This is a genomic window from Janthinobacterium sp. EB271-G4-3-2 (assembly GCF_020858035.1).
GTDB lineage: Bacteria > Pseudomonadota > Gammaproteobacteria > Burkholderiales > Burkholderiaceae_D > Janthinobacterium > Janthinobacterium aestuarii.
The window spans coordinates 582,698-608,720 of sequence record NZ_JACYMG010000002.1; the positions used below are offsets into that span (position 1 = coordinate 582,698).

Genomic DNA, 26,023 nt, shown 5'->3' on the forward strand with positions numbered 1-26,023 from the left:
CTTATGCGGTGGTGGCGGAAAAGGCGGGACGCTCGATATAGCGCCCGGCCCCTTCGACAGCCATCAGTTCGCCCTGGTGGAACACCACCTTGCCGGCGGCAATCGTGGTGCGGGGGATGCCGCGCACGGTGCGCCCTTCGAAGACGTTAAAGCCTCCCCTGGCGAACTGCGTGGCGGCGGAAATGGTGCGCGTGCCCTGTGGGTCCCACAGCACGATGTCGGCGTCGCTGCCGACGGCGATGAGGCCCTTGCGCGGATACATATTGAAGATCTGCGCCGCATTGGTCGATGACACCTTGACGAATTCGGAAGGCGTCAGCATGCCGGAATTGACGCCAGCGTCCCACACGACGGCCATGCGTTCCTCGACGCCGCCGCAGCCGTTCGGGATACGCGTAAAGTCGTCCTTGCCGGCCGCCTTCTGCTCGGCACAGAAGGTGCAGTGGTCGGTGGCCGTCGTGTGCAGGTTGCCACTTTGCAGACCATGCCACAGGGCCGATTGATGGTGCTTGCCGCGGAATGGCGGGCTCATGACATGGCCGGCCACATAGTCGAAATCATCGTTCTGGTAGACGCTGTCGTCGATCACCAGGTGGCCCGCCAGCGCCTCGCCATACACGCGCTGGCCGTTGGCGCGCGCGCGCGTGATGGCGTCGAGCGACTCGGCGCACGAGACGTGCACGATGTATACGGGAGTATTGAGGACATTGGCAATCGCGATGGCGCGGTTGGCCGCCTCCGCTTCCACGGCCGGTGGGCGCGACAGCGGATGCGCCTGCGGTCCGGTGATCCCCTTCTTGAGCAAGGCTTGCTGCAATTGAAAAACCAGCTCGCCATTTTCCGCATGCACGGTGGGCAGCGCGCCCAGTTCCAGCGAGCGGGTAAAGCTTTTCACCAGGGTTTCATCGTCGGCCATGATGGCGTTTTTATAGGCCATGAAATGCTTGAAGCTGTTTACGCCATGCTCGCGCACGAGGGTGCCCATCTCCGCATGTACCTGCTCGCTCCACCAGGTGATCGCCACGTGGAAGGTGTAGTCGCCGGCCGCTTTGGCCGACCACTCGCGCCACTGGTGATAGGCCTCGATCAAGGATTGCTTCGGCGCGGGGATGACGAAATCCATGATGGTGGTGGTGCCGCCCGCCAGTCCCGCCGCCGTGCCCGTGAAAAAATCGTCGGACGTCACGGTGCCCATGAAGGGTAGATTCATGTGCGTGTGCGTGTCGATCCCGCCCGGCATCACGTACAGGCCGCCCGCGTCGATCACGGTAGCATCTGCCGGCACCGGCAGGTTCTCGCCGACGGCGGCGATGGTGCTGCCCTCGATCAGCACATCGGCGCGAAACGCGCGGTCGGCGTTGACGACGGTACCGCCACGTATCAGTGTAGTCATCTTGTCTCCTTCAGTGATTACGACTGCGGCGCCTGCTGCATGTGCGCCACGGCCTTGCCCTTCATCATGACGCCGTACACGACGGCGGCGATGGCCACGCCCACGAACCAGGCGTAGGTGTAGATGGTTTTGAATCCTTCGGCCACGTCGGGAAACGCCGCGGGAAAGGCCGCGTTCAAAAAGCCCGGGATGTTCGGCAGCACGGCGATGACAAAGGCGATCAGCGCCGCCATGTTCCAGCCATTGCCGTACGAGTAGACGCCGTCGTCGCGGTACAGCTGCCTGACGTCGAGCTGCGTCTTGCGCACAAAATAATAGTCGACGATGAGGATGCCGGCGATGGGACCCAGCAGGGCCGAGTAGCCGATCAGCCACGTGAAGATATAGCCCTGCGTCGACTCGAGCACTTTCCACGGCATCATGACGATGGCGATGAAGGCCGTGATGTAGCCGCCCATCTTGTACGAAACCTGCTTCGGCGCCAGCGATGAAAAGTCGTACGCCGGGCCCACCAGGTTGGCCGCCAGGTTGACGCTGACCGTGTCGATCAAAAGGATGATCAGGGCGATCAGCACGGCGGCGCCCGTCATGCGGCTGGCCAGGTCGACGGGGTCCCAGATGGCCTTGCCGTACATGACGACGGAACCTGCCGTGACGATGACGGCCAGCATGGCCAGGAGGCCCATGGGCACGGGCAAGCCGATCGACTGGCCGATCACCTGGTCGCGCTGCGTCTTGGCAAAGCGCGTGAAGTCGGGGATGTTCAATGCCAAGGTGGCCCAGAAACCCACCATGGCCGTCAGCGATGGCCAGAAGACGCTCCAGAACTGGCCCGCCTTTTTGCCGCCGGGGATGAACTGCGAGGGCTGGTCCAGCAGGCTGGCCACGCCGCCCGCCTTGCTGTGCACCCAGTACAGCAGCACGAAGCAGATGAGGATTTTCAGCGGCGCCGTATAGGTTTCGAGCTTGCGGATCGATTCCATGCCATGCAGGATGTAATAGAACTGGATGGCCCAGAAAGCCAGGAAGCACAGCAACTGGCTGCCGTTGATGCCCAGGCCCGCGATCTTCTCGCCGCCCAGTTCATGGCCCACCAGCACGCCCATCAGGGTGTAGATCATCTGCCCGCCGAACCAGGTCTGGATGCCGTACCAGCCGCAGGCGACGATGGCGCGCATCAGGGCCGGCAGGCGCGCGCCCATGGTGCCGAACGAGGCGCGCGCCAGCACCGCATACGGGATGCCGTATTTGGTGCCCGCATGGCCGATCAGCAGCATGGGCAGGAGCACGATGGCGTTGGCGAGAAATACCGTGAGCACAGCCTGGTAACCGGACATGCCGCTGTCGATCAGGCTGGCCGACAGGGTGTAGGCGGGAATGCACATCACCATGCCCACCCACAGCGCGGCGAAGTGATACCAGCGCCAGGTGCGCTGCGCCGCCGTGGTGGGCGCCAGGTCTTCATTCCAGAGTTGCGTGTTGCCTGAATAGTCGTGGTTCACAGGTATGCTCCATCGGTTGGGAGGGGATCGGTTTTATAGAAACGGCGCGACCTTTAAGTCGATCTAGCTTACCGCAAAGGCCGGCCGCTGTTTACAAATAAAACGCACGCAATAACCGTGCCCTATGCCGACTCCGCCAATGCCCGAGGGTTGCGCGGATCCTGCGTCCAGTTCATGTACGGCTTGCCTGTTGTCTGCGGCACCATCGTGATGCAGCCCTGCACCGGACAGGTGATTTCGCACAGGTTGCAGCCCACGCATTCGTCCTTGATCACCTCATACGTGCGCGTGCCGGCGGCGTCGATCAGTTGCGCAATCGACTGGTGCGACGTGTCTTCGCAAGCCACGTAGCACTTGCCGCATTTGATGCAGTCGTCCTGGTTGATCTGCGCGATGACCTGGTAATTCATGTCCAGGTATTTCCAATCCGTCGTGTTGGCCACGGCCTTGCCGGAAAAGTCGCTGATGCGCTCATAGCCCTTCTCATCCATCCAGCGCGACAGGCCATCCTTCATCTCTTCGACGATACGGAAACCATGCAGCATGGCGGCCGTGCACACCTGCACGCAGCCGGCGCCCAGGGCGATGAACTCGGCCGCGTCGCGCCAGTTGCCGATGCCGCCGATACCGGAAATGGGCAAGCCGCGCGTCTGCGGATCGCGGGCGATTTCCGCCACCATGTTCAGGGCGATCGGTTTGACGGCAGAGCCGCAATAGCCGCCGTGCGTACTGGCGCCGCCCACGATGGGCAAGGCCACCATGCGGTCCAGGTCCAGCGAGGTGATCGAATTGATGGTGTTGATCAGCGAGACGGCGTCCGCGCCGCCCGCCTTGGCCGCGCGCGCCGGCATGCGCACGTCCGTGATGTTGGGCGTGAGCTTGACGATGACGGGTAATTTGCTGTGCTTCTTGCACCAGGCGGTGACCATCTGCACATACTCGGGCACCTGCCCCACGGCCGCGCCCATGCCCCGCTCCGGCATGCCGTGCGGGCAGCCGAAATTGAGTTCGATGCCGTCCGCCCCTGTCGCCTCGACCTTGGGCAGAATGTCGGCCCAGTAGTGTTCTTCGCAGGGCAGCATCAGCGAGACGATCATGGCGCGGTCGGGCCAGTCCTTTTTCACCTGCGTGATTTCGCGCAGATTGATTTCCAAAGAGCGGTCGGTGATCAGCTCGATGTTGTTGAAGCCCACCACTTCGCGGTTCTTGCCGTACAGGGCGGAATAACGCGACGAGACGTTGACGGCGGCCGGGTCTTCTCCCAGGGTTTTCCACACGACGCCGCCCCACCCCGCTTCGAAGGCGCGCACCACGTTGTAGGCCTTGTCGGTCGGCGGTGCGGACGCCAGCCAGAAGGGATTCGGCGCCTTGATGCCGCAAAATTCGATGCTGAGATCAGCCATTATGCAGCCTCCACTTTATTGAACAGATCGGAATGGATGGCCAGTGCGGCCAGCTTGCCATGCTGGACGGCTTGCACCGTCAAGTCCTGCCCCGGCGCCACGCAATCGCCGCCCGCGTAGATCCCCGGCAGCACCGTGCGAAAGCCCGCATCGACGGCGATCTTGTCGCCTTCGCGCTGCAGCAACGATGCCATCGGGTCAATCAGCACCTCGGTGTCGAGGCTCTGGCCGATGGCCTTGAAGATGGCGTCGGCCGCCACGTCGAACGTTTCCCCCGTGCCCGCCAGGCGCGTGCCCTGCATCTGCGTTTTCTCGAAGCGCATGCCCGACACCTTGCCGGCAGCGTCAAGCAGCACTTGCTGCGGCTGGGCCCACGTCAGCATGCGCACCTGGTTCGCCTTGGCGATCTCCTGTTCATGGTGGGTCGCCGTCATGGCGTCGAAACCGCGCCGGTAGACGAGAGTGACTTCCTCGGCGCCCAAGCGCTGGATTTGCACGGCCATGTCGATGGCCGTATTGCCGGCGCCAATCACAACCGCCCGTTTCGGCACGGGCAGCGCGGCCAGGTCGTCCGCCTGGCGCAGCGCGGCGATGTAATCGACGGCGGCCAGCAAGCCCGGCGCATCCTCGCCCGTCAAGCCCAGCTTGCGGCTGGCGCCCAGGCCCAGCCCCAGGAAGACGGCGTCGTACTGCGCGTGCAAGTCGCGCAGCTGCACGTTCTCGCCCAGCGCCTGGCGACATCGGATCTCGATACCGCCGATGTCCAGCAGGAAGTCGATTTCCTTTTGCGCGAAATCGTCCGTCAGCTTGTATTTGGCGATGCCGTATTCATTGAGGCCACCGGCCTTGTCTTCCTTTTCAAAGATCACCACGTCGTGGCCCAGCATGGCCAGGCGGTGCGCACACGACAGGCCGGCAGGGCCCGCGCCGACAATGGCGACCGTCTTGCACGTGGCGGCCGCCCGCTTGAACGGGTGCTGTGCAAAATGCATGTGGTCGACGGCGTAGCGCTGCAAGAGGCCGATCTTGACGGGCTGGCCTTCGGCGTCGTGGTTGCGCACGCAGACGTCTTCGCACAGGATTTCCGTGGGACAGACGCGGGCGCAGCTGCCGCCCAGGATATTCTGTTTCAGGATGCCGGCGGCGGCGCCGTTGATGTTCTTGTCGTGGATATTGCGGATGAAGCTGGCCACGTCGATTTCCGACGGACAGATGCGGCTGCACGGCGCGTCGTAGCAATACAGGCAGCGGGCGCTTTCGATGGCCGCCTGGCGTGCCGTGAGCGGCGGCGCCAGGTCCGTGAAATGGCCCGCCAGTTCTTCATTGGGCAGGGCGGGATGGGGCAAATAGTTCAAAGACTCGATCATCGCGTATTCCTCTTGTTATGTGCGGCCGGCTTGTGATTTGAAACCCTTACTTCATCTGGGGAAAAGCAAATTCCACACCAGCGCTTGCCGTGTTCGGCCAGCGCTGCATCACGGCCTTGTGGCGCGTGTAGAAACGCACGCCTTCGGGCCCATACGCGTGGTGGTCGCCGAACATGCTGCGCTTCCAGCCGCCGAAACTGTTGAAGGCCATCGGCACGGGCAAGGGGATATTGACGCCCACCATGCCGACCTGGATCTGGCGCACGAATTCGCGCGCCACGCCGCCATCGCGCGTGTAAATGGCCACGCCGTTGCCATACTCGTTGGCGTTGATCAGCTCCACCGCGTGCACCACGTCTGGACAGCGCAGCACGCACAGCACGGGGCCGAAAATCTCTTCCTTGTAGATATTCATGTCGCGCGTGACGTGATCGAACAAGGTGCCGCCGACAAAGAAGCCGTTCTCGCGTCCCGGCACCACGTGGTTGCGGCCATCGACGACCAGGGTCGCGCCCTGCTCCACGCCCGAGGCGATCAGTTTTTCGATGCGCTGCTTGGCCGCCAGGGACACGACGGGGCCCATTTCCGCACCATCTTCCATGCCGTCGCGCACTTTCAGTGCGGCCGTGCGCGTTGCCAGTGCGTTGATCAATTTGTCGCCCGCGTCGCCCACGGCCACCACCACGGAGATGGCCATGCAACGTTCGCCCGCCGAACCGTAGGCCGCACCGATCAACGCATCGACCGTCATGTCCATGTCCGCGTCGGGCATCACCACCATGTGATTCTTCGCGCCACCCAAGGCTTGTACGCGCTTGCCGCTGGCGCTGCCGCGCGCATAGATGTATTCGGCAATCGGCGTGGAGCCGACAAAGCTGATCGCCTGTACGACAGGGTGATCAAGCAGGGCGTCGACCGTCACTTTATCTCCCTGCACCACGTTGAAGACGCCGTCGGGCAAGCCCGCTTCTTTCAGCAATTTCGCATGCAGCAGGGACGCCGACGGATCGCGCTCGGACGGTTTCAAGACGAAGGTATTGCCGCAGGCGATGGCGACGGGGAACATCCACATCGGCACCATCACGGGGAAATTGAATGGCGTGATGCCGGCCACCACGCCGAGTGCCTGGCGCATGGACCAGGCGTCGATGCCGCGCGAAATCTGGTCCGTGAATTCGCCTTTCAGCAGCTGCGGAATACCGACGGCAAATTCCACCATCTCGATGCCGCGCGCCACTTCGCCCTGCGCATCGGCAAAGGTCTTGCCATGCTCGCGCGTGAGCATGGCGGCAAATTCGTCCGTGTGCTGCTGGCACAGCTGCAGGTAGCGGAACAGGACACGCGCACGCGTCAATGGCGGCGTGGCCGACCACGAGGGAAAGGCGGCGGCCGCCGCCTGCACGGCCGCGTCGACGTCTTCCACGGTGCCCAGCGCGACCCGGGCGACGGGTTCGCCCAGGGCGGGGTTGTAGACGTCGCCGTAGCGGCCGCTTTGGGTGTCGACCTGGGCGCCGTTGATGTAATGGGTGATGGTGTCGAGCTGTGTGTTAATTTGGTTCACGTTATTTCCTCTCTTTACCCCAAGGGCAAATTCTGGGGTCAGACCCGGCGGGTCTGACCCCGGGGCTTAATCAAGGTTCTTCAGCACCTTGGCCAGCTTGCCGAACAACTCGTCGACATGCTGTTTTTCCAGCACCAGCGGTGGCGACAGGGCGATGATGTCGCCCGTCGTGCGTATCAGCACGCCGTCGGCGAAGGCCTGCTTGAAGGCGTTGAAGGCGCGCGTGCCGGGTTTGCCGGCGATGGGATCGAGTTCGATGCCGGCGATCAGGCCGATGCTGCGCAAGTCGATCACGTGCGGCAAGCCTTTCAGGGAATGCACGGCGTCGCTCCAATACGCCTGCATGTTTTTCGCGTGGCCCAGGATGTCCTGCTCCTCGAACACTTGCAGGGTCGCCAGCGAGGCGGCGCAGGCCAGCGGGTGGCCGGAATACGTGTAGCCGTGGAATAGTTCGATGCCGGCTGGCGCGTCCATGAAGGCGTCGTGGATGTATTTTTTGCTGAACACGGCGCCCATCGGCACCATGCCGTTGGTCAGGCCCTTGGCCGTCGTCATCAGGTCCGGCTCGACGTCGAAATAATCAGCCGCGAACGGTGTCGTCATGCGGCCGAAGCCCGTGATCACTTCATCGAAAATCAACAGGATGCCGTGCTTGGTGCACAGCTCGCGCAAGCGTTTCAGATAGCCTTTCGGCGGGATCAGCACGCCCGTGGAACCGGCAACCGGTTCCACGATGACAGCGGCGATCGTCGACGCGTCGTGCAGCGCGACGATGCGTTCCAGTTCATCGGCCAGATGGGTGCCATATTCGGGCTCGCCCACCGTGTAGGCATTCTTGTCGAGGTTATGCGTGTGCGGCAGGTGGTCCACGCCGGGCAGCAGGGGGCCGAAGGTCTTGCGGTTGCCGCCGATGCCGCCCACGGAAATGCCGCCAAAGCCCACGCCGTGATAACCGCGTTCGCGGCCGATCAATCGGGTGCGCGCGCCCTCGCCGCGCGCCCTGTGGTAGGCCAGCGCGATCTTCAACGCCGTGTCGACGGCCTCGGAACCGGAGTTGGTGTAGAAGACGTGGCCGAATTTATGCCCCGTGTAGTCCATCAGTTTTTCCGCCAGCTCGAAGGCAGCCGGATGGCCCATCTGGAAGGTGGGCGCGAAGTCGAGCTGGCCCACCATCTCGCGGATGGCGCCAACGATTTTTGGCTGCGCATGGCCGCACGGCACGCACCACAGGCCGGCCGTCCCATCGAGAATGGCGTTGCCATCGACATCCTTGTAGTACATGCCATCGGCCGACACCAGCAGGCGCGGGTTGGCCTTGAAATCACGGTTGTTCGTAAACGGCATCCAGAATGCCGACATCGATTCCGGCCTTGTTTCGTTCATGACCTTCTCCTTGGGATGGGCTGGCGCGGAGCCAGGATCGTTTTTGACGATGCGTAAAATAATTTACCAGTTGGCAAAAAGCTGATGTAATAATAGACAGGCCATCCCCAATGGCACAGATACACAAACGGCAAAGTATCCCAACCGTACAGGTCGGAAAAACACTACAGTTTTGTGCAAGGCAGCATAAGGAGCCACCGTGAAGCACAGCGACAGCACAGACGATGCCCCCGAGCAAGCAAGCGGCTGGCCCGTGCTGGACATCGACCGCCAGAAGAAGGGCGGCCTCGTCGAGCAGATCGTCATCGCCATCAGCGTCATGGTGGGCAGCCGCGCCCTGCGCATCGGCACACGCATGCCGTCCGTGCGCCAGTTCGCCCGCTGCAATGGCGTGTCGACGTTTACCGTCGTCGAATCGTACGACCGACTGGTCAACCTCGGCTTGCTGTCGTCGCGGCGCGGCTCCGGCTATTTCGTCGCGCGCCACGATATCGCCGCTACGCCACAGAGCACCGTACACGCGAGTCCGACCGCCATCGACGCCCTCACGCCGGACCTGTATTCGGGCGTGTCCGATGCCCTGCCCGTGGGCGCGGGTTGGCTGCCGCCCGAAATGTATGGCGAGGCGACCGTGCTCGATGCCGTGCGCCAGGCCATGCGCATTCCAGCCAGCCGGCTGCGCGGCTATGGCCACCCGCTCGGCTTTCCTTCGCTGCGCCAGCACCTCGCAAGCAGCCTGTCGGAAGAGCTGTTCCAGGTCGAGACCGACCAGGTCTTGCTGACGCATGGCGCCACGCATGCCTTCGATCTGATCCTGCGCAGCCTGACCAAGCCGGGCGACACGGTGCTGGTGGAAGACCCCGGCTACAGCAATCTGCAGTCGCTGATCCGCCACCACGGCTGCATCCCCGTGGGCATTGCGCGCGGCGAGGCGGGTCTCGACCTCGATGCGCTGGCCAGCGAAGCCGCGCGCACGCAGCCGAAACTCATGTTCGTCAACACGGTGCTGCAAAATCCGCTGGGCACTTCGCTGAGCCAGGCGCAAACGCACCGTCTGCTGGCGCTGGCCGAGCAATTCGATTTCTGGCTGGTGGAAGACGATATCTACCGCGAGCTGGCGGCACGCGGCGAAGCGTCGCTGGCGGCGATGGATGGCTTGCGCCGCGTGATCCGCGTGGGCAGTTTTTCCAAGACCCTGTCGCCCGTGCTGCGCGTGGGGTCGATTTGCGCCTCGCCGTCGCTGGTGGCGGAACTGGTGCGCGTGAAAATGCTGGCAGGGTTGACGACGTCGGAAATCAACGAGCGCGCCGTCTACCACGCCATCTCCGCGCGGCCCTACAAGCGCATGGTCGAACGGCTCGTGGCGCAGCTCGATGCGGCCCGCGAGCGCAGCATCGACTGCCTGGCGCAGGCGGGCATGGCGCCCGTGGCGCGGCCCCGCGGCGGCATGTTCGTCAGCGCCGGCTGGCCCGACGTGCAAACGCCGGAATGGAATGGCAAGGTCATCGCCGACATGGCCTTGAAGGCGGGCATCCTGCTGTCGCCGAACGAATTTTTCATGCTGCGCGCGCCCGAGACGGTGTGGTTCCGCTTCAACGTGGCCTACACCGATACCCCCGTGCTGCAGGCATTCCTGCAATCGATACGCCCACGCTAAAGAACCCGCCATGGCCAGCGACAAATCCCCTGCCCTTCTCGTGAAAAATGCCGGCGGCCGGCGCCTGCAAAACCGCGACCGCCTGGAAGCGGACATCCTCGAGCAAGCCGTGCGCGCGTTCGCGGAAAGCGGCTATGAAGGCGCGTCGATCGCCACCATCGCCGAGCGGGCCGGCCTGTCGAAGCAAAACCTCATGTATTACTTCCCCTCCAAGCAGCTGCTGTACCAGCGCGTGCTCGACGATGTGCTCGACGACTGGCTGGCGCGCATGGACATGCTGGCCAATGCACACGACGAGCCGCGCGACGTGCTGCGCGCCTACATCGGCGCCAAGCTGCGTTTTTCGCGCGAGCAGCCATGGGCTTCGCGCGTGTATGCGCTGGAAGTAATCAATGGCGCGCCCCTGTACGGCGCGCAGATACGAGAAAGAGTCGTGCCCCTGCTGCGCAAGGATATCGCCGTCTTCGAAGCGTGGATCGCGGCCGGCAGGATCGCGCCCGTCAATGCCACGCACCTGATGTTCGCCATCTGGGCCATGACGCAATCGTATGCGGATTTTTCGGCGCAGATGGCCCTGGTGCTGGAACGCAAGCAGCTCACGCGCAAGGATTACGAGGATGCGGAAATCCTGATCGCGCACATGGTGCTGGCGGCCGTGTCCATGCCGCCGGCAGGCGAAAAAAAACCGCCTTGAAAGGCGGTTTCCCGAACAGCGCGAACGTTACGCTGCCGTCTTGCTCTTGCGGCGGCGCGCCATGAAGCCAACCAGGCCCAGGCCTGCCAGCAGCATCGCATAGGTTTCCGGTTCCGGCACGGCCGAGACATAACCGGCCACGTTGGTGGCGTTGAAAGAATGGCTGGCGTTGACCTGGATGTTCGAAACCCAGTTACCCACGACCACGTCGCCATTGATCTGGCCGTTGCCACCGGTCATGGTCGCCAGCGGCGCCAGGACGCTGCCGTACAGGCCCACGCCGTTCAGGGTGATCGTCTGCGCTTCATAGAAGTTGTACAGCACATTGTATTTGCTGAAATCACCGTAGCCGCCGGACAGGTTCACGTTCGTGCCGCTGATATTGAGGATCAGGGTGTCGTTCGTGTGCAAGTTGCTGAACTTGAAGTTGTTCACCGAGCCCAGCGCCGCGGAAGTCAGATCGAACACTTGCACATTGCCCGTGCCGCCCTTCAGGGTCATGCCGCCGTAGGCCACGGAGCTGCTGCCCGTGGACGCCACGTTCGCCAGCGAGGTCGAGGTGTTTTTCAGCTGGGCCGAGGTCGAGTCAAACGAGACGGGCGACGCCGTCGTCTTGGTCGCCGTGTTCAGGCCCACGCTGCTCGTCGTCGTGCTGCCGCCGACAAAATAATTGCCATTCTTGATAGAACCGGAGCTGTAGTTCAGGTTGCCGCCAACGACCAGCGCATAGCCGGTATTACCGTGCGTGACGTAGGCGTCCTTGTTCTTGTCATTGACCGAATAATTCGATGCCGTCAGATTGCCGGCCACCAGCACGCCGCCTTCGACATCGCTGCCGGACGCGCTGAAGTTGCTCAGGGAATATAAATTGGCGCCACCGATGCCCAAATCGAGAACACCGGCTTGCGCGGCGCTGGCGGCAAACACGGTCGACAGGACGAGTACGAATGATGATTTAGGCATGATTGACATTTTATTTCCAAAAAGAAAATTAACTTGACGCCAGAATATCATATCCATCGACTTTGATATGTCGCAAACCAACAACTTTTATAACAATAATGCAAACATAGTTGCACAATGAGAATCATTCTCCTATCGCTGCCCGGAGAACGCCCACGCCGTCCCGATGACGCTTTGAACAGACGGGTAAACAGCCGCCTGTTCTGCACTTTCAATATTGCTTAGAAGCGCAGCCAACTTGATGATACGATCGCGGCAGCGCCAGAGCAGGCCGGCCCACAGAGTACGAAATCATAAGGATGAAGCACGCATGAAACGATTGTCCCTAGGCGCACTGATGCTGGCATATGCCTGCGGCGCGCACGCCGATGTGTTTGACATGATCGACAACCAGCCGCTCAGCGAAACCTGGCTCAACGCGGGTTTTTATTCGTATCACTTTCAGCGCGACAAGAACCTGAACGACAGCAATCCGGGCCTGGGCGCCGAATACCGCTTTTCCACGGTCGCGTCGGTCACGGCTGGCCGCTTCTACAATAGCGACCGCGCCTACTCGAACTACCTGGGCGTGTACTACCAGCCGATCAAGGTGGGCCCGCTGCGCGTGGGCGCCGTCGTTGGCGGCTTCAGCGGTTATCCGAAGATGCGCGATGGCGGCTGGTTCCCGGCCCTCGTTCCCACCATCAGCTATGAATACCAACGTGTGGGCGTGAATATCGCCATCGTGCCGTCCTACAAGGACCGCCTGTATGGCGCCCTCAGTTTCCAGCTGAAACTCAAGGTATTCGACTAACCGCTTGTCCCGTTTTGTCGCAGTTCGGTCCGCCATTCCTGCCATTCGTCGCATACGCGATGCGCGGCAGCAAGGTTTTTCCTATAGTGGCTTCATTGCCAGCATGCATACGGCAGCGGCACCCACACGACAGGAGAACGGCATGAAAGACATCAATTCGGCACCGGGCAGCACTTCCTTCAGCGCTTTCTGGAACGAGCTGTGCGCTTACACGCGCCAGGGCATGGCAGCCTTGCGCGCCATGCCCTGGCCCATGCTGCTGGTATGCTGCCTGGGCCTGGCGTTCCTGATCACCATCTTGCCGCTGGCCATCATGCTGTTTGCCCTCGTCATGCTGCTGAAATGGGCAAGCAACGGCGACGATGCCGGCGCAGACGAAAAAGTACCGGGCTCGCAGCAGTCGCCGCAATAAAAATTTGTATCGTGGCAAGAGTGCAATGATTGTTCTATGGCACTATGGATGGGCGCGGCACTGACGGGCGTCAAGCCCATCCCGATGGATGGGTTTGATACGGAACGCCACGCAGGATCCATGATCGAAGCTACTCCCCCACAGCCATAGGAGTTTTCTGATGACCACGACAGCAAAAGCGACAGCAGCGACGACCATTCCCTGCCTGCGCTACCGCGATGCGCCCGCCGCCATCGAATGGCTGTGCAAGGCGCTCGGTTTTGAAAAACAATTGATCGTGCCTGACGGCAACGGTGGCGTCGCCCATGCCCAACTGAGCTTTGGCAATGGCATGGTCATGGTGGCGCCGGCCGTCGACAGCGGCTATGGCCGCCTGATGAAACTGCCCGGCGACGTCGGCGGCGCCAACACGCAAAGCTGCTACCTGGTCGTCAGCGATGCCGATGCCGTCTACCGCAGCGCGCGCGAAGCGGGCGCCGAAATCGTGCTCGACATCAAGGATGAAGATTACGGCGGACGGGGCTTTACCTGCCGCGACCCGGAAGGCCATATCTGGAGCCTGGGCACCTACGATCCATGGTAAAACGGAGAACAATGATTATCAGTACCCTCACCGCCGCCAGCCTTGCGCTGATCGGCGGCTTTCTGTCCGCTCCCGTCCTCGTCGACGAACATTTCAACCGCGTCCATCCCCCGTCCGGCAAGGCGCCATCGGCAGCCACTACGGCCCTGCACGAGAGCCTGTGGATCGCCGACCTGCACGCCGACAGCCTGCTGTGGCAACGCAATCTGAACCGCGACAGTCAGCGCGGGCATGTCGACTTCCCCCGCCTGCAGCGGGCCAACGTGGCGCTGCAAGCGTTTTCCGTCGTCACCAAGACGCCGCGCAAGATGAATATCGAACGCAATGGCAGCGACACGGACAACATCACGGCGCTGGTGGTGGCGCAGGGCTTGCCGCCCGCCACCTGGAACAGCCTGCTGGCGCGCGCCACCTACCAGGCCGGCGAGCTGCGCCAGCAAGCGGCCAAGAGCCAGGGCAAGGTCAGGGTTATCGGCAGCCGCGCCCAGTTGCGCAGCTTCATCGCCGCGCGCGAAAAAGACCCCGCCCTGCTGGCCGGCTGGCTGACCCTGGAAGGCGCGCATGCGCTGGAAGGAAAACTGGACAACCTCGACACCCTGTACCAGGCCGGCTACCGCATGGCCGCGCCCACGCATTTCTTCGACACGGAACTATCCGGCTCCCAGCACGGTTTGAAGAAAGGCGGCCTGACGCCGCTGGGCAAGCAATGGCTGCGCGCCATGGAGCAGCGCAAGATGATCGTCGACCTGGCGCACGCTTCGCCGGCCACCATCGACGACGTGTTGACGATGGCGAAACGCCCCGTGATGGTGTCGCACACGGGCGTGCGCGGCACTTGCGCCAACGGCCGCAACCTCAGCGACGCACAGTTGAAACGCATCGCCGCCCAGGGTGGCCTGGTGGGCATCGGCTTCTGGAATACGGCCGTCTGCGGCAAGGACGTGGCGTCCATCGCGCGCGCCATCAAGTACACGGTAAAACTGATCGGCGCCGAACATGTGGCCTATGGCTCGGACTTCGACGGCGCCGTCACCACGGCCATCGATGCGGCCGGCTTGCCGCGCTTGACGCAGGCGCTGCTCGACGCTGGCCTGTCGGAAGCGCAGATCCGCAGAGTGGCCGGTGAAAACGTGCGCGATTTCTTGCTGAAAAACCTGCCCGACGATGACGCCTAGGCCAGTGCGCTGATCAACGCCTGGTGCGCCACCTGGCGCGGCCGGATGCGTATCAGCTTGCGGTACAGGGGCGGCATCGACTCGCACAGCGCCAACAGCGCGTCTTCCTCCATGGCCGGGCGCACGTACTGGAATTGCGCGGGATTATTCTCCGGCAGCGCCCCTTCCATGGTGGAGCCGTAGGCGCCCAGGGTCATGAAACTGGCGGCGCCGTCGTCCGGGCCGATGGCCAGCACGAAGGTGCCGTGCTTGGGGTGACCCAGATAGCTCTTGATGTCTTCCTGCAGCGCAGGATCGGCGCTCGCCATCAACTCGAAGCGCAGCTGCGCGTACTGGCGCGTGCACTCCATGAACGGCGTGCGGATGACCGATTGCGACAATTTTCCCGGCATGCACAGCAGCAGGTTGCCGAAGGAATCGAGCAAGGCCGCAGCGTCGCCCTGGCCGCCATCGCGTAGATCCTGCTCCATGGCCGCCTGCAGAAATGGCGCCAGCCCAGCATCGGGTGCATGCGGCTCGCAGCGGTAAGTGAGGGCGTCAGGATAGCGGCGGCGCAAGGCGCGCACCACGGCATGCTCGGACGGCAAGGTGGCCGGATCGCGCAGATGCACGTCGTCGCCCGCGTTCAGCAGCTGCATCACCTGCGACGATGTCGACTCGAACACGAGCGAGCACAGTGCCTGCGTCGCCTCGTGGATGCTCTTGCCGATGAAAAAGGATTTGGGCGCGGCACCGGACGACAGCCGCGCATATTCGGTCGCGCCGCGCACGGCCGGATAGCAAAAGCTGCGTCCCGCCTGCCCCCGCAATGGCGCCGGCAAGGCCGTGAACGCGGCGCTGCCATCGTAATTGATGCCCGCCTTGACGTCGGGCGCGGCCACCACCACGTTGAAACCGGCCGCCAGAATCGCCCCCGTGCACATGCAGCACGGGTCGAGCGAGGTGACGATGGTCAGCTCACCCGGCGGCGGCAAGGGCACGCCCTTGGCGCGCTCGGCGAAGTACCAGTCCACCAGCTGGCGCTCGCCATGCGCCGTGGGGTCGAATACCAGCCCCTGGCGCACGACGTTGTTGTGCATCGATTGCAGCACGTTGCCGGCGCCATCGAGCAGCACGCCGCCCACGCCGAACGTGCCCTGCGTCTTCGCCGCCATGGCTTCGGCCGCGGCAATCGCCACGGCGGCCTGGATGTCTATCGTCTTGTTCAAGCGGATCCTGTTACTTCATGTCCAGGTCGGAATTGCCGAAGCCGTGCGGCAGCAGCCAGCCGGCCGTCACTTCCATGACATCGTTTTTCAGGTTCGTCAGGATCACCGGCAAGTCGGCGCCGCCCATCTCGAAGATCACCTGGCGGCAGGCGCCGCATGGCGAGATCGGTTCAGCCGTGTCGCCCGTGACGGCCAGTTTGGCGAAGTCGCCCGGTTTGCAGCCATGCGCGATGGCGCTGAAAAACGCCGTGCGCTCGGCGCAGTTGCACAGGCCATAGGCGGCGTTTTCCACGTTACAGCCACGGAAGACGCGGCCATCCTTGCACAGCAGCGCCGCGCCCACCTTAAAACGCGAGTATGGCGCATAAGCCAGTTCACGGCCGGCATTGGCTTCGGCGATCAGTTCTTGGTTGTTCATTTTTTCTGTTATACCTTTGAAATCATTAAGGCCGGGGTCAGCCCCTCAACACCGCTGACACATAGCTCAGCGCCATCGCAAACGGGGGTCTGACCCCAGTTTTCAACTACGGACGAATGGTACGATAAATCACGGGATTGGCCGCCAGCGCCACTGCGCTGATGTCATACGCTTCCTGGATTTCCCTGACGGCTTGCTGCGCCGCCGCTGCCGTGCGCGCGTGCACCATGGCCAGCGGCTGGCCGACAGCCACCTGCTCGCCCAAGCCCACGAGGTCCGTCAGGCCGACGGCGAAATCGATGCTGTCGCTCGGACGGCGGCGGCCACCGCCCAATGCCACCACGGCCAGGCCGATGGCGCGGCAATCGCGCACGTTGGCGTAGCCGGCGGTGAGCGCCGGCGCCGGCACGATGAACGGCGCCTGTTCCAGGTGTTTATCAGGATGCTCGACCAGATCGGCCGGGCCGCCCAGGGCCGACACCATGCGCGCAAAGCGCTCGGCCGCTTCGCCCGAATCGAGGGCCGCCATTAATTTCACGCGCGCATCCTCTTCGGTGGCGGCCAGGCCGCCCAGCACCAGCATCTCGGCGCACAGCGTCAGGGTCACTTCGTGCAGGCGCGCGGGACGCGAACGGCCCGTCAGATAATCCATGGCGCCGCGCACTTCCAGCGCATTGCCCGCGTATGGCGCCAGCGACTCGTTCATGTCCGTCAGAATTGCCGACGTCTGCATGCCCGCACCATTGCCAACGGCGACGATGCTCTCGGCCAGCTCCACCGATTTGTCGTACGTCGGCATGAAGGCACCCGTGCCCGCTTTCACGTCCATCACCAGCGCGTCCAGGCCGGCCGACAGTTTCTTCGACAGGATGGAACCGGTGATCATGGCCACCGATTCCACCGTGGCGGTGACGTCGCGGATGCTGTAGAAACGCTTGTCGGCCGGCGCCAGCTGCGCCGTCTGGCCGATGATGGCCACGCCGATCTCCTGCACCACCTTGCGGAACAGTGCATTGTCCGGCACCGTGCAATAGCCGGGAATGGCGTCGAACTTGTCGAGCGTGCCGCCTGTGTGTCCCAGGCCGCGGCCCGAGATCATCGGCACGTAGCCGCCGCATGCGGCGACCATCGGGCCCAGCAGCAGGGAGACGACGTCGCCCACACCGCCCGTCGAATGCTTGTCGACGATGGGGCCCGGCAGGTTCAGCGAGCGCCAGTCCAGCACATGGCCGGAATCGCGCATGGCCAGGGTGAACGCCACGCGCTCGTCCATGTTCATGTCGTTGAAATAGACGGCCATGCCCAGCGCCGCGATCTGGCCTTCGCTGACGCTGCCGTCAGTGATGCCACGCACGAAAAACTGGATTTCCTCGGCGCTCAATACGCCCTTGTCGCGCTTCTTGCGAATGATTTCCTGGGTTAAAAACATGGATTAACTCCGATCATAATAAATTTGGGGTCAGTCCCTACGGTTCTGACCCCAGCTTTGCAACGCTAGTTGCCTATCAAACGCCGTAAGGAATCCACACGTTTTTCACTTGCGACGCATGCGCCAGCACGGCGCGGCCACCGCTTTGGGCGGCGCTGTACCAGTCGCGGCCCTTGGCGCCGCCGACCCAGGTGCGTTTCAGGGTGCCGGCCGACAGGCGCTCGACTTCCGCGCAGCCTTCAGCGGATCCGTCATGGCGCCAGACGGCGTCGATGTCGGCGTGCGTGGCCAGCGTTCGCGCCAGTTCATCGGCGTTGCCGCTGATGATGTTGACGACGCCACCAGGCAAGTCGGACGTGTCGAACACCTGGTACAGGTCCAGCGCGGAGAGCGGATGCGCTTCCGACGGCACCACCACCACGCGGTTGCCCAGCGCAATGGCTGGAGCCACGAGCGAGATGAAGCCGAGCAAAGGCGCTTCGTTCGGGCAGACGATGCCGATCACGCCAACCGCTTCGTTCAGCGCCACGGTGATGCCCTTGGTCGGCGGCTGGTGCGCCAGGCCGTCGTACTTGTCGGCCCAGGCGGCGTAGTAGAACAGGCGTTCGATCGATGCCTGCACTTCCTTCTCGGGATTTTTGTTGCCCGTCATGGCGGCGATGCGGGCGGCGAATTCATCGGCGCGCGCTGCCAGGTTTTCAGCGATGTAATACAGCACTTGCGCGCGGTTGTGCGCCGTGGCGCTGGTCCAGCCGGACGCTTTATGGGCCGCTTCGACGGCGTTGCGGATATCCTTGCGGCTGCCCACGCCCACTTCGGCCAGCAGGGCGCCGTTTGCGCCGAATACGGGCGCGCTGTAGGCGCTGTCGGGGCGCGCCTGCTTGCCGCCGATGTACATCTTGGCCGTGCGGTCGATGGCGAACGGATCGGCTGGCGCCGGCTTTACATTGGCCTTCGCTTTCGCCTCCACCACCGGCAAGGCCGGACGCGCATCTTCGGCCAGGGCCGTCATGTATTCCAGCATGCCTTCGCGGCCGCCTTCGCGGCCGAAGCCCGATTCGCGGTAGCCGCCGAAGCCGCACGCCGCGTCGAACTGGTTCGCGCTGTTGATCCACACCACGCCAGCCTTGATGGCGGGCGCGATGTCGAGGGCCAGGCTGATCGACTCCGTCCACACGCTGGCGGCCAGGCCGTACACCGTGTTGTTCGCCAGTTGCACCGCTTCGGGCGGCGTGCGGAAGCTCATGGCCACCAGCACGGGGCCGAAGATTTCAGCCTGCGCCACGGCGGCCGAGGTCGACGCGCCCGTGATCAGGGTCGGCGGGAACCACGAGCCGTCAGCCGGCAGTTCGCAAGCAGGTTGCCACACGTCGCAGCCTTCGGCGCGGGCCGAATCGACCAGCGCGGCGATGCGCTGGCGCTGCACGGGGTCGATCAGCGCGCCCACGTCCATCGATTTGTCCAGCGGCGAGCCGAGGCGCAGGTTTTCCATGCGCGCGCGTACCTTGTTCAGGAAGCGTTCCTGGACCGATTCCTGCACCAGCAGGCGCGAGCCGGCGCAGCAGACTTGTCCCTGGTTGAACCAGATCGAATCGACCAGGCCTTCCACGGCGCCATCGAGGTCCGCGTCTTCGAAGACGATGAACGGCGACTTGCCGCCCAGCTCCAGCGACAGCTTCTTGCCGCTGCCGGCCGTTGCCTCGCGAATGAGGCGGCCCACTTCGGTCGAACCCGTAAATGCGATCTTGTCGACGCCAGGATGGTTGACGATGGCCGAACCCACGCGGCCGTCGCCGGTGACGATGTTGACGACGCCGGCCGGCACGCCCGCCTGCACGCACAGTTCGGCGAACAGCATGGCGGTCAGCGACGTGAATTCCGCCGGCTTGAAGACGACCGTGTTACCGGCCGCCAGGGCCGGGGCGATTTTCCACGACAGCATCAGCAGGGGGAAATTCCACGGCACGATCTGGCCCACCACGCCCACGGCGCGGTAGTCGGCGAATTCTTCCGACTGCAGCTGCGCCCAGCCGGCGTGATGGTAGAAATGGCGCGCGGCCAGCGGCAGGTCGATATCGCGCGTTTCGCGGATGGTCTTGCCGTTGTCCAGGGTTTCGAGCACGGCGAACAGGCGCGAGTGCTTTTGCAGCAGACGGGCCAGCGCGTACATGACTTTCGCGCGGCCGTGGCCGCCCATGCCCTGCCATACGGGCAGCGCGCGGCGCGCCGCTTCGACGGCGCGTTCCACGTCGGCGTCGGTCGCTTGCGTCAGTTCGGCCAGCTGCGTGCCGTCGGCAGGATTGGTCGAGGCGAACAGTTCCGCCGGCGCGCTCCAGGCATTATCGATGAACAAACCGAATGTGCGCTGGTGGCCATCGAGCCACGCCTGCGCTTCTTTTTGACTTTCGGGAGCAGGGCCGTAGTCCATAGTATTGAGAATCTCGTTAATTGTAGGCATGACGATTGTTCTTTAAGGTTGTGCGTGACGATGATTGGCCGAGTAGCTGCCGGTGACGTAGTGCTCGAGCTGGCGCTCGATGTCGGTCAGCAGGCTGGAAGCGCCGATGCGGAACAGGTGCGGCTGCAGCCATTCGTTGCCCAGTTCTTCCTTCATCAGTGTCAGGTATTGCAGCGCGCTCTTGGCCGAGCTGACGCCGCCGGCCGGCTTGAAGCCCACCTGGAAGCCCGTCTGCTCGTGGTATTCGCGGATCGTGCGCACCATCGTCAGGGCCACGGGAATGGTGGCGTTCACGCCCTCCTTGCCGGTGGAGGTCTTGATGAAATCGGCGCCTGCCATCATGCAGACCCACGACGCCCTGGCCACGTTTTCCATGGTCAGCAAGTCGCCCGTGGCGAGAATTGCCTTCACGTGCGCTTCGCCGCACGCCTTGCGGTAAGCGAGCATTTCGTCGTACAGCACTTGCCAGTTGCCGTTCAGGACGTGCTGGCGCGTGATGACGATATCGATCTCGGAAGCGCCCGCGGCGACCGACAGCTCGATCTCGCGCAGCTTCGTTTCCATGCTCGTCAGGCCGGCCGGGAAACCCGTCGACACGGCGGCGATGGGCAGGCGGCACTGGATGACCTTGACGGCCGGTTGAATCATCTCGTGGTACACGCACACGGCGCCGGTGCTCAAGTCGGTCAAGCCCAGTGCCTCCATCAGGTCGGCGCGCAACGGGCGCATGGCCTTCATGCACAGGCGTTCGACTCTGCCCGGCGTATCGTCGCCGCCCAGGGTGGTCAGGTCGATCATCTGGATGGCTTTCACCAGCCAGGCGGCCTGGTATTCCTTTTTCACGGTACGGCGGTTTGCCAGGCTGGCCGCGCGGCGGTCTGTCGCGGCGCGGTTGACGCGGATCTGGTTGATCCAGCCCAGGTCGAGGCCAACGGCCTCGTTACGCTTGAATTCGGGATGCATGAGTGTCATAACAAGCTGGTTCCATTAGCAAGTGGTGGTACGCCAAGGTGCTTGGCGAGGGTTTGGCCAATATCGGAGAAGGTCTCGGAAATGCCCAGTGCGCGCGGGGCGACGCCGGGGCCGAAGAAGATCATCGGTATGTGTTCGCGGGTGTGGTCGGAGCCGTGCCAGGTCGGGTCGCAGCCATGGTCAGCGGTGATCACGACCAGGTCGCCTTCCTTCAGCTTGGCCATGAATTCCGGCAGGCGCGCATCCATTTCGCGCAGCGCGTCGGCATAGCCCTCGACGTTGCGGCGGTGGCCGAACGCCTGGTCGAAATCGACGAAGTTCACGAAGGTGAGCGACTTGTCCTGCACTTCATCGGCCGTCTTCAGCAGCGCTTCGAACAGCGCCATGTTGTCGACGCCCTTGACGACTCTGGAGATGCCCTGGGTAGCGAAAATGTCGCTGATCTTGCCCAGGCCGACGACTTCGCCGCCCGCATTCTTGACGTGGTCGAGCAGGGTCGGCGCGGGTGGCGCGACGGCGTAGTCGTGGCGGTTGGACGTGCGCGTGTAGTTGCCATTGCTGCCCGTGAACGGACGGGCGATGACGCGGCCGATGTTGTACGGCTCGACCAGCTTGAAGGCCATTTCGCACACTTCGTACAGGCGCTCGAGGCCGAACGATTCTTCGTGCGCGGCGATCTGCATCACCGAGTCGCCCGAGGTATAGATAATCAGCTTGCCGGTGGCGACGTGCTCGTCGCCATGCTTGTTGATGATGTCCGTGCCCGAGGCATGGCAGTCGCCGAGGAAGCCGGGCACGCCGGACATGGCCTTGAGCTTGTCGGTCAGGTCGGCCGGGAACGACGGCGTCGTGCGGGGGAAATATCCCCAGTCGAATTCGACGGGCACGCCGGCGATTTCCCAGTGGCCGCTCTGCGTGTCCTTGCCGGTGGAGCGCTCGCGCGCCGCGCCGTAGGCACCGGTAAAACCGTCGCGCTGGTCGAAGCCCGTGGCCCATTCGCCGCTGGCCAGGTGCGCCGCGGCGCCCAGGCCCAGGCGTTCCATGTTCGGGAGTTTCAAGGTCTTGCCGCTTTTGGCGACAGTGCTGGCAATGTGGCCAAAGGTATTGGCACCTGCGTCGCCATACTTGGCGGCGTCTGGCGTCGCGCCAAGGCCGAAAGAATCAAGCAGGAGGATAAATGCGCGTGACATGATAAGGCTCGCTTTATGGAGTGATGCGAAGATGATGCGAACAGTGTAGGCCGGATTTTCCCGGCCTGCCGCGCGGCAGCGCCGGTGGCCGGCGCGCCGCTACTGCGTCAAGAAAAGGGCTTAGGCTTGCGGTTTGGCGGCCACGGTGGCCAGGAAAGCCAGGATCAGCTTGACCAGGTCTTTCGCGCCGATGGCCGCGTATTTCAGGGTTTGCTCGTGCGACAGGGCGAATGGCGACATGCCTTCGGCCAGGTTGGTGATGACGGACACGCCCACCACTTTCAGGTCGCAATGGCGGGCCGAGACCACTTCCGGTACCACGGACATGCCGACCGTGTCGGCGCCCAGGCGGGCCATCATGCGGATTTCGGCGGCCGTCTCGAAGTTCGGGCCAGGGTAGGCGACGAACACGCCTTCGTGCAGGGTGATGCCGTTCGAGGCGGCCGTGTCCTTGACCAGATTGCGCAGGTCCGCATCGTAGGCGTTGGCCATGCTGAAGAAGCGCGGGCCGAAGCGGTCGTCGTTCGGGCCGACCATCGGCGTGCCTGGCAGCAGGTTGATATGGTCGCTGATGGCCACCAGGCTGCCCGCGTCCACTTCAGGGCGCAGGGAACCGGCGGCGTTGGTGACGAACAGCATTTCGCAGCCCAGCAGTTTCAGGGTGCGGATGGCGCTCGTCATCACGCCCATGCCATAGCCTTCGTAGAAGTGGCCACGGCCCTTCATGCAGACGACGGCGACGCCCGACAGGGTGCCGATCACCAGTTCGCCGGCATGGCCGTGCACGGTGCTGATCGGGAAACCCGGCAATTCGTCAAAGCTGATGCTGACGGCGTCCGTCATCTGCTCGGCCAACACACCCAGGCCGGAGCCGAGGATCATCGCCACGCGCGGCTTGAAATTTTCAGGAGCGCGGGCACGGATGATTTCGGCGGCGTGGAATGGGGTGTTGTTCGACATGGTTATCCTCTGATTGACTAATGGTGATGGGTTGCTGCCTGCGCGACGGTATATGCAAATTATCGCGCCCAGGTATCGGGTATGTATGGGTGTTGCTGGACTATCCAGATGCGTATTGCCTCTATTTGCCGCCACTATGCATCAAACGGAATATGTATGGCAAATACCATTTTTCTTGCCCATTTATACAATTCAAATATAAATGGCCGACATTATAGTCGAGGCTAACCCCAGCCTGCCATCCCCGGAAAATGCATGCATACAAGCTCCATACGAAGGTTTTTTGTGCACACTCGACACGAGCTTGACACCGATAAGACAAATGTTTACAGTTCCAGACAAATGTTTAAACGTCAGCGAAAACCCTGTGACCGATACCAATAAAAAAGACCAGCTGTACATGCTGATCCGCAACAACCCCTTCATCTCGCAGCAAGACCTGGCGAGCGAGCTGGGCTTGTCGCGCTCGGCCGTCGCCGGCCACATCGCCGGATTGATACGCGAGCGCCGCCTGCTGGGACGCGCCTACGTGCTGCCCGACAGCCGTCCCGTGCTGTGCATCGGCGCCGCTAACCTCGACCGCAAGATGCGCACCCTGGCGACCCTGCAGATGGGCACCTCGAATCCCGTGCGCTCGGAAGAAGTATTTGGCGGCGTGGGCCGCAACATCTCGGAAAACCTGGCCCGCTTGTCGATCCCCGTGGCCCTGCTGACGGCGCTGGGCGACGATGCGGCCGGCCACGCCCTGCAGACGCACGCGGAAGACGCGGGCATCGACATGCGCGGCAGCTTACATTTAAGTAACACCAGCAGCGGCACCTACACGGCCGTGCTCGACGAACATGGCGAAATGCTGCTGGCGATGGCCAACATGCAACTGTACGAACAGCTGACCCCCGCCTTTTTGCACAGCCGCCAGCCGCAGCGCGCCGCCGCCGCCCTCACCGTCTGCGACCTGAACCTGGGCCACGACAGCGTGCAGGCCCTGCTGGCCGATGCCCGCCAGGATGGGGCTCACGCGACGCCGCTCGTCATCGTCGCCGTCTCGCAGCCGAAGATGGCGCACTTGCCGCAAGACCTGTCGGGCTTGCACTTGCTGATACTCAACCGTGGCGAACTGGAAACGCGCGTGGCGCGGGCCTTGCCCACGGCAACCGACCTGCGCGCCGCCTGCCGCGAAGTGCAGCGCCAGGGCGCGCGCCAGGTGATCGTCACCTGCGGCGGCGAAGGCGTGTATTTCACCGACGGCGACAACCTGGACGCGCCCATCGTCCACCTGGCCGCGCGCGAAGTGGACGCCGTCGACGTGACGGGCGCCGGCGACGCGTTTTCCGCCGCCGTCTGCTGGTCGCTCTACCACGACAGCAGCGATTTGAAACTGGCATGCCGACGCGGCCTGAAGCTGGCCGCCATGACCCTGGAATCGGCAGCCACCGTCTCGCCCCGGATTTCCGCCGGCGCACTCGACAACATTGACGACGCCGACCTGGCGCCGCCTCCCCCTACCCTCTTTCAACAGGACTGACATGACCCAATTACAGAATTTCCTCTTGTTCTCGCAAGAAGTGCTCGACGCGCGCGCCGCCGGCAAGGCCATCGTGGCGCTGGAATCGACCATTATTTCGCACGGCATGCCCTATCCGCAAAACGTGGAAATGGCGCGCGAAGTGGAACAGATCATCCGTGACGGCGGCGCCGTGCCGGCCACCATCGCCATCATCGGCGGCAAGATCTGTGTGGGCCTGTCGCCCGAACAATTGGAATTGCTGGGCACCTCGCCCGACGCCATGAAAGTCAGCCGCCGCGACTTGCCGTTCGTGCTGTCGCAAGGCAAGCTGGGCGCCACCACGGTGGCCGCCACCATGATCTGTGCGGAACTGGCCGGTATTTCAGTGTTCGTCACGGGCGGCATCGGCGGCGTGCACCGCGGCGCGGAAACGAGCTTCGACATTTCCGCCGACTTGCAGGAACTGGCGCAAACCTCAGTCGCCGTCGTCTGCGCGGGCGTGAAATCCATCCTCGACATCGGCCTGACCCTGGAATACCTGGAAACGCACGGCGTGCCCGTCATCAGCGTGGGCCAGGAAGGTTTTCCCGCCTTCTTTACGCGCGAAAGCGGCTTCAAGGCCGATTTCCGCCTCGATACGGCTGCCGAACAAGCCGCTTTCATCGGCACGAAATGGCAGCTGGGCTTGACAGGCGGCGTAGTCGTCAGCAATCCCGTGCCGGCCGCGCAAGCGATGCCCAAGGAAGAGATCGATGCCATCACCGCGCAAGCGCTGCAGGAAGCGGATGCGGGCGGCGTGAAAGGCAAGCAGGTCACGCCCTTCCTGCTGTCGCGCATCAAGCAGCTGACGGACGGCCGCAGCCTGGCGACGAATATCGCCCTCGTCAAGCACAATGCCAAAGTTGGCACAGCGCTGGCCATTGCCATGCAGGCAGTCGTGGCACGATAATAGGACTGCTGTAAAGAAAGCGCGCGTACCTTCACGGGTCCGCGCG

Annotated in this window: 22 protein-coding genes; 8 read left to right on the plus strand and 14 right to left on the minus strand. The window is 63.3% G+C overall.

Features of this window, described 5'->3' with window-relative positions; translation table 11 throughout:
- Position 1 precedes the first annotated feature (1 nt).
- From hydA to IGS55_RS07700, 6 genes are all read right to left on the minus strand, one after another.
- A complete protein-coding gene (hydA, locus tag IGS55_RS07675) occupies positions 2-1,393 on the minus strand; it encodes a dihydropyrimidinase (protein WP_230515735.1) in 1,392 nt (463 codons plus the stop codon).
- A 17-nt stretch (positions 1,394-1,410) separates the two neighbouring features.
- Positions 1,411-2,895, minus strand: a complete 1,485-nt coding sequence (locus tag IGS55_RS07680; protein ID WP_230515736.1) for an NCS1 family nucleobase:cation symporter-1 — start codon at positions 2,893-2,895, stop codon at positions 1,411-1,413.
- 122 nt (positions 2,896-3,017) lie between these two features.
- A complete protein-coding gene (preA, locus tag IGS55_RS07685; protein ID WP_230515737.1) occupies positions 3,018-4,298 on the minus strand; it encodes an NAD-dependent dihydropyrimidine dehydrogenase subunit PreA in 1,281 nt (426 codons plus the stop codon).
- On the minus strand, positions 4,298-5,665 hold the full coding sequence (locus tag IGS55_RS07690; RefSeq protein ID WP_230515738.1) for an NAD(P)-dependent oxidoreductase: 1,368 nt from the start codon (positions 5,663-5,665) through the stop codon (positions 4,298-4,300). The genes preA and IGS55_RS07690 overlap by 1 nt, the downstream gene beginning before the upstream one ends.
- Before the next feature lie 46 nt (positions 5,666-5,711).
- Positions 5,712-7,217 (minus strand): CoA-acylating methylmalonate-semialdehyde dehydrogenase, encoded by a 1,506-nt coding sequence (locus IGS55_RS07695; protein WP_230515772.1) that lies wholly within the window; start codon positions 7,215-7,217, stop codon positions 5,712-5,714.
- Between the two features lie 75 nt (positions 7,218-7,292).
- Positions 7,293-8,609 (minus strand): aspartate aminotransferase family protein, encoded by a 1,317-nt coding sequence (locus IGS55_RS07700; protein WP_230515739.1) that lies wholly within the window; start codon positions 8,607-8,609, stop codon positions 7,293-7,295.
- A 199-nt stretch (positions 8,610-8,808) separates the two neighbouring features.
- Here IGS55_RS07700 and IGS55_RS07705 point away from each other — a divergent pair, with 199 nt between their 5' ends.
- Both IGS55_RS07705 and IGS55_RS07710 read left to right on the plus strand, forming a co-directional pair.
- On the plus strand, positions 8,809-10,266 hold the full coding sequence (locus IGS55_RS07705) for an aminotransferase-like domain-containing protein (protein ID WP_230515740.1): 1,458 nt from the start codon (positions 8,809-8,811) through the stop codon (positions 10,264-10,266).
- A 10-nt stretch (positions 10,267-10,276) separates the two neighbouring features.
- Positions 10,277-10,960, plus strand: a complete 684-nt coding sequence (locus IGS55_RS07710) for a TetR/AcrR family transcriptional regulator (RefSeq protein WP_230515741.1) — start codon at positions 10,277-10,279, stop codon at positions 10,958-10,960.
- A 27-nt stretch (positions 10,961-10,987) separates the two neighbouring features.
- On the opposite strand, the gene IGS55_RS07715 is transcribed toward IGS55_RS07710, so the two are convergent.
- Positions 10,988-11,923 (minus strand): choice-of-anchor A family protein, encoded by a 936-nt coding sequence (locus IGS55_RS07715; protein WP_230515742.1) that lies wholly within the window; start codon positions 11,921-11,923, stop codon positions 10,988-10,990.
- 310 nt (positions 11,924-12,233) lie between these two features.
- Here IGS55_RS07715 and IGS55_RS07720 point away from each other — a divergent pair, with 310 nt between their 5' ends.
- From IGS55_RS07720 to IGS55_RS07735, 4 genes are all read left to right on the plus strand, one after another.
- The gene (locus IGS55_RS07720; RefSeq protein ID WP_230515743.1) at positions 12,234-12,716 is read left to right on the plus strand and encodes a hypothetical protein; all 483 of its coding nucleotides are present in this window, start codon (positions 12,234-12,236) and stop codon (positions 12,714-12,716) included.
- A gap of 142 nt (positions 12,717-12,858) precedes the next feature.
- On the plus strand, positions 12,859-13,128 hold the full coding sequence (locus IGS55_RS07725; protein ID WP_034754563.1) for a hypothetical protein: 270 nt from the start codon (positions 12,859-12,861) through the stop codon (positions 13,126-13,128).
- A gap of 160 nt (positions 13,129-13,288) precedes the next feature.
- Positions 13,289-13,711, plus strand: coding sequence for a VOC family protein (locus tag IGS55_RS07730; RefSeq protein ID WP_230515744.1), 423 nt, complete (start codon positions 13,289-13,291; stop codon positions 13,709-13,711).
- A gap of 11 nt (positions 13,712-13,722) precedes the next feature.
- Positions 13,723-14,886: a dipeptidase gene (locus IGS55_RS07735; RefSeq protein ID WP_230515745.1), complete on the plus strand. Its 1,164-nt coding sequence runs from the start codon at positions 13,723-13,725 to the stop codon at positions 14,884-14,886.
- On the opposite strand, the gene IGS55_RS07740 is transcribed toward IGS55_RS07735, so the two are convergent.
- From IGS55_RS07740 to xapA, 7 genes are all read right to left on the minus strand, one after another.
- Positions 14,883-16,100 (minus strand): nucleoside deaminase, encoded by a 1,218-nt coding sequence (locus IGS55_RS07740; protein WP_230515773.1) that lies wholly within the window; start codon positions 16,098-16,100, stop codon positions 14,883-14,885. The genes IGS55_RS07735 and IGS55_RS07740 overlap by 4 nt on opposite strands.
- Before the next feature lie 4 nt (positions 16,101-16,104).
- Complete coding sequence (locus IGS55_RS07745; protein WP_034754695.1) at positions 16,105-16,512, minus strand: cytidine deaminase; 408 nt, start codon at positions 16,510-16,512, stop codon at positions 16,105-16,107.
- 106 nt (positions 16,513-16,618) lie between these two features.
- Positions 16,619-17,941: a thymidine phosphorylase gene (gene deoA / locus IGS55_RS07750; protein ID WP_230515746.1), complete on the minus strand. Its 1,323-nt coding sequence runs from the start codon at positions 17,939-17,941 to the stop codon at positions 16,619-16,621.
- Between the two features lie 76 nt (positions 17,942-18,017).
- Entirely contained in the window at positions 18,018-20,399 is a 2,382-nt protein-coding gene (locus IGS55_RS07755) for an aldehyde dehydrogenase family protein (RefSeq protein ID WP_369123268.1), read from the minus strand.
- A 12-nt stretch (positions 20,400-20,411) separates the two neighbouring features.
- The gene (gene deoC, locus IGS55_RS07760) at positions 20,412-21,371 is read right to left on the minus strand and encodes a deoxyribose-phosphate aldolase (protein WP_230515747.1); all 960 of its coding nucleotides are present in this window, start codon (positions 21,369-21,371) and stop codon (positions 20,412-20,414) included.
- On the minus strand, positions 21,368-22,561 hold the full coding sequence (locus IGS55_RS07765) for a phosphopentomutase (RefSeq protein ID WP_139090108.1): 1,194 nt from the start codon (positions 22,559-22,561) through the stop codon (positions 21,368-21,370). The genes deoC and IGS55_RS07765 overlap by 4 nt, the downstream gene beginning before the upstream one ends.
- A gap of 120 nt (positions 22,562-22,681) precedes the next feature.
- On the minus strand, positions 22,682-23,521 hold the full coding sequence (gene xapA, locus IGS55_RS07770) for a xanthosine phosphorylase (protein ID WP_070303423.1): 840 nt from the start codon (positions 23,519-23,521) through the stop codon (positions 22,682-22,684).
- 367 nt (positions 23,522-23,888) lie between these two features.
- On the opposite strand from xapA, the gene IGS55_RS07775 reads away from it, so the two are divergent.
- Complete coding sequence (locus IGS55_RS07775; RefSeq protein WP_230515748.1) at positions 23,889-25,046, plus strand: PfkB family carbohydrate kinase; 1,158 nt, start codon at positions 23,889-23,891, stop codon at positions 25,044-25,046.
- 1 nt (position 25,047) lies between these two features.
- On the plus strand, positions 25,048-25,977 hold the full coding sequence (locus tag IGS55_RS07780; protein WP_128140504.1) for a pseudouridine-5'-phosphate glycosidase: 930 nt from the start codon (positions 25,048-25,050) through the stop codon (positions 25,975-25,977).
- The last annotated feature ends 46 nt before the right edge of the window (positions 25,978-26,023 follow it).

Bases quoted from the DNA above. Each gene is read 5' to 3' on its own strand.
- deoC (WP_230515747.1), bottom strand. From the start codon at position 21,371: ATGACACTCATGCATCCCGAATTCAAGCGTAACGAGGCCGTTGGCCTC.
- xapA (WP_070303423.1), bottom strand. From the start codon at position 23,521: ATGTCGAACAACACCCCATTCCACGCCGCCGAAATCATCCGTGCCCGC.
- IGS55_RS07725 (WP_034754563.1), top strand. From the start codon at position 12,859: ATGAAAGACATCAATTCGGCACCGGGCAGCACTTCCTTCAGCGCTTTC.
- IGS55_RS07730 (WP_230515744.1), top strand. From the start codon at position 13,289: ATGACCACGACAGCAAAAGCGACAGCAGCGACGACCATTCCCTGCCTG.
- IGS55_RS07755 (WP_369123268.1), bottom strand. From the start codon at position 20,399: ATGCCTACAATTAACGAGATTCTCAATACTATGGACTACGGCCCTGCT.
- IGS55_RS07720 (WP_230515743.1), top strand. From the start codon at position 12,234: ATGAAACGATTGTCCCTAGGCGCACTGATGCTGGCATATGCCTGCGGC.
- IGS55_RS07715 (WP_230515742.1), bottom strand. From the start codon at position 11,923: ATGCCTAAATCATCATTCGTACTCGTCCTGTCGACCGTGTTTGCCGCC.
- IGS55_RS07710 (WP_230515741.1), top strand. From the start codon at position 10,277: ATGGCCAGCGACAAATCCCCTGCCCTTCTCGTGAAAAATGCCGGCGGC.
- IGS55_RS07765 (WP_139090108.1), bottom strand. From the start codon at position 22,561: ATGTCACGCGCATTTATCCTCCTGCTTGATTCTTTCGGCCTTGGCGCG.
- IGS55_RS07780 (WP_128140504.1), top strand. From the start codon at position 25,048: ATGACCCAATTACAGAATTTCCTCTTGTTCTCGCAAGAAGTGCTCGAC.
- IGS55_RS07745 (WP_034754695.1), bottom strand. From the start codon at position 16,512: ATGAACAACCAAGAACTGATCGCCGAAGCCAATGCCGGCCGTGAACTG.
- preA (WP_230515737.1), bottom strand. From the start codon at position 4,298: ATGGCTGATCTCAGCATCGAATTTTGCGGCATCAAGGCGCCGAATCCC.
- hydA (WP_230515735.1), bottom strand. From the start codon at position 1,393: ATGACTACACTGATACGTGGCGGTACCGTCGTCAACGCCGACCGCGCG.
- IGS55_RS07690 (WP_230515738.1), bottom strand. From the start codon at position 5,665: ATGATCGAGTCTTTGAACTATTTGCCCCATCCCGCCCTGCCCAATGAA.
- IGS55_RS07700 (WP_230515739.1), bottom strand. From the start codon at position 8,609: ATGAACGAAACAAGGCCGGAATCGATGTCGGCATTCTGGATGCCGTTT.
- IGS55_RS07735 (WP_230515745.1), top strand. From the start codon at position 13,723: ATGATTATCAGTACCCTCACCGCCGCCAGCCTTGCGCTGATCGGCGGC.
- deoA (WP_230515746.1), bottom strand. From the start codon at position 17,941: ATGTTTTTAACCCAGGAAATCATTCGCAAGAAGCGCGACAAGGGCGTA.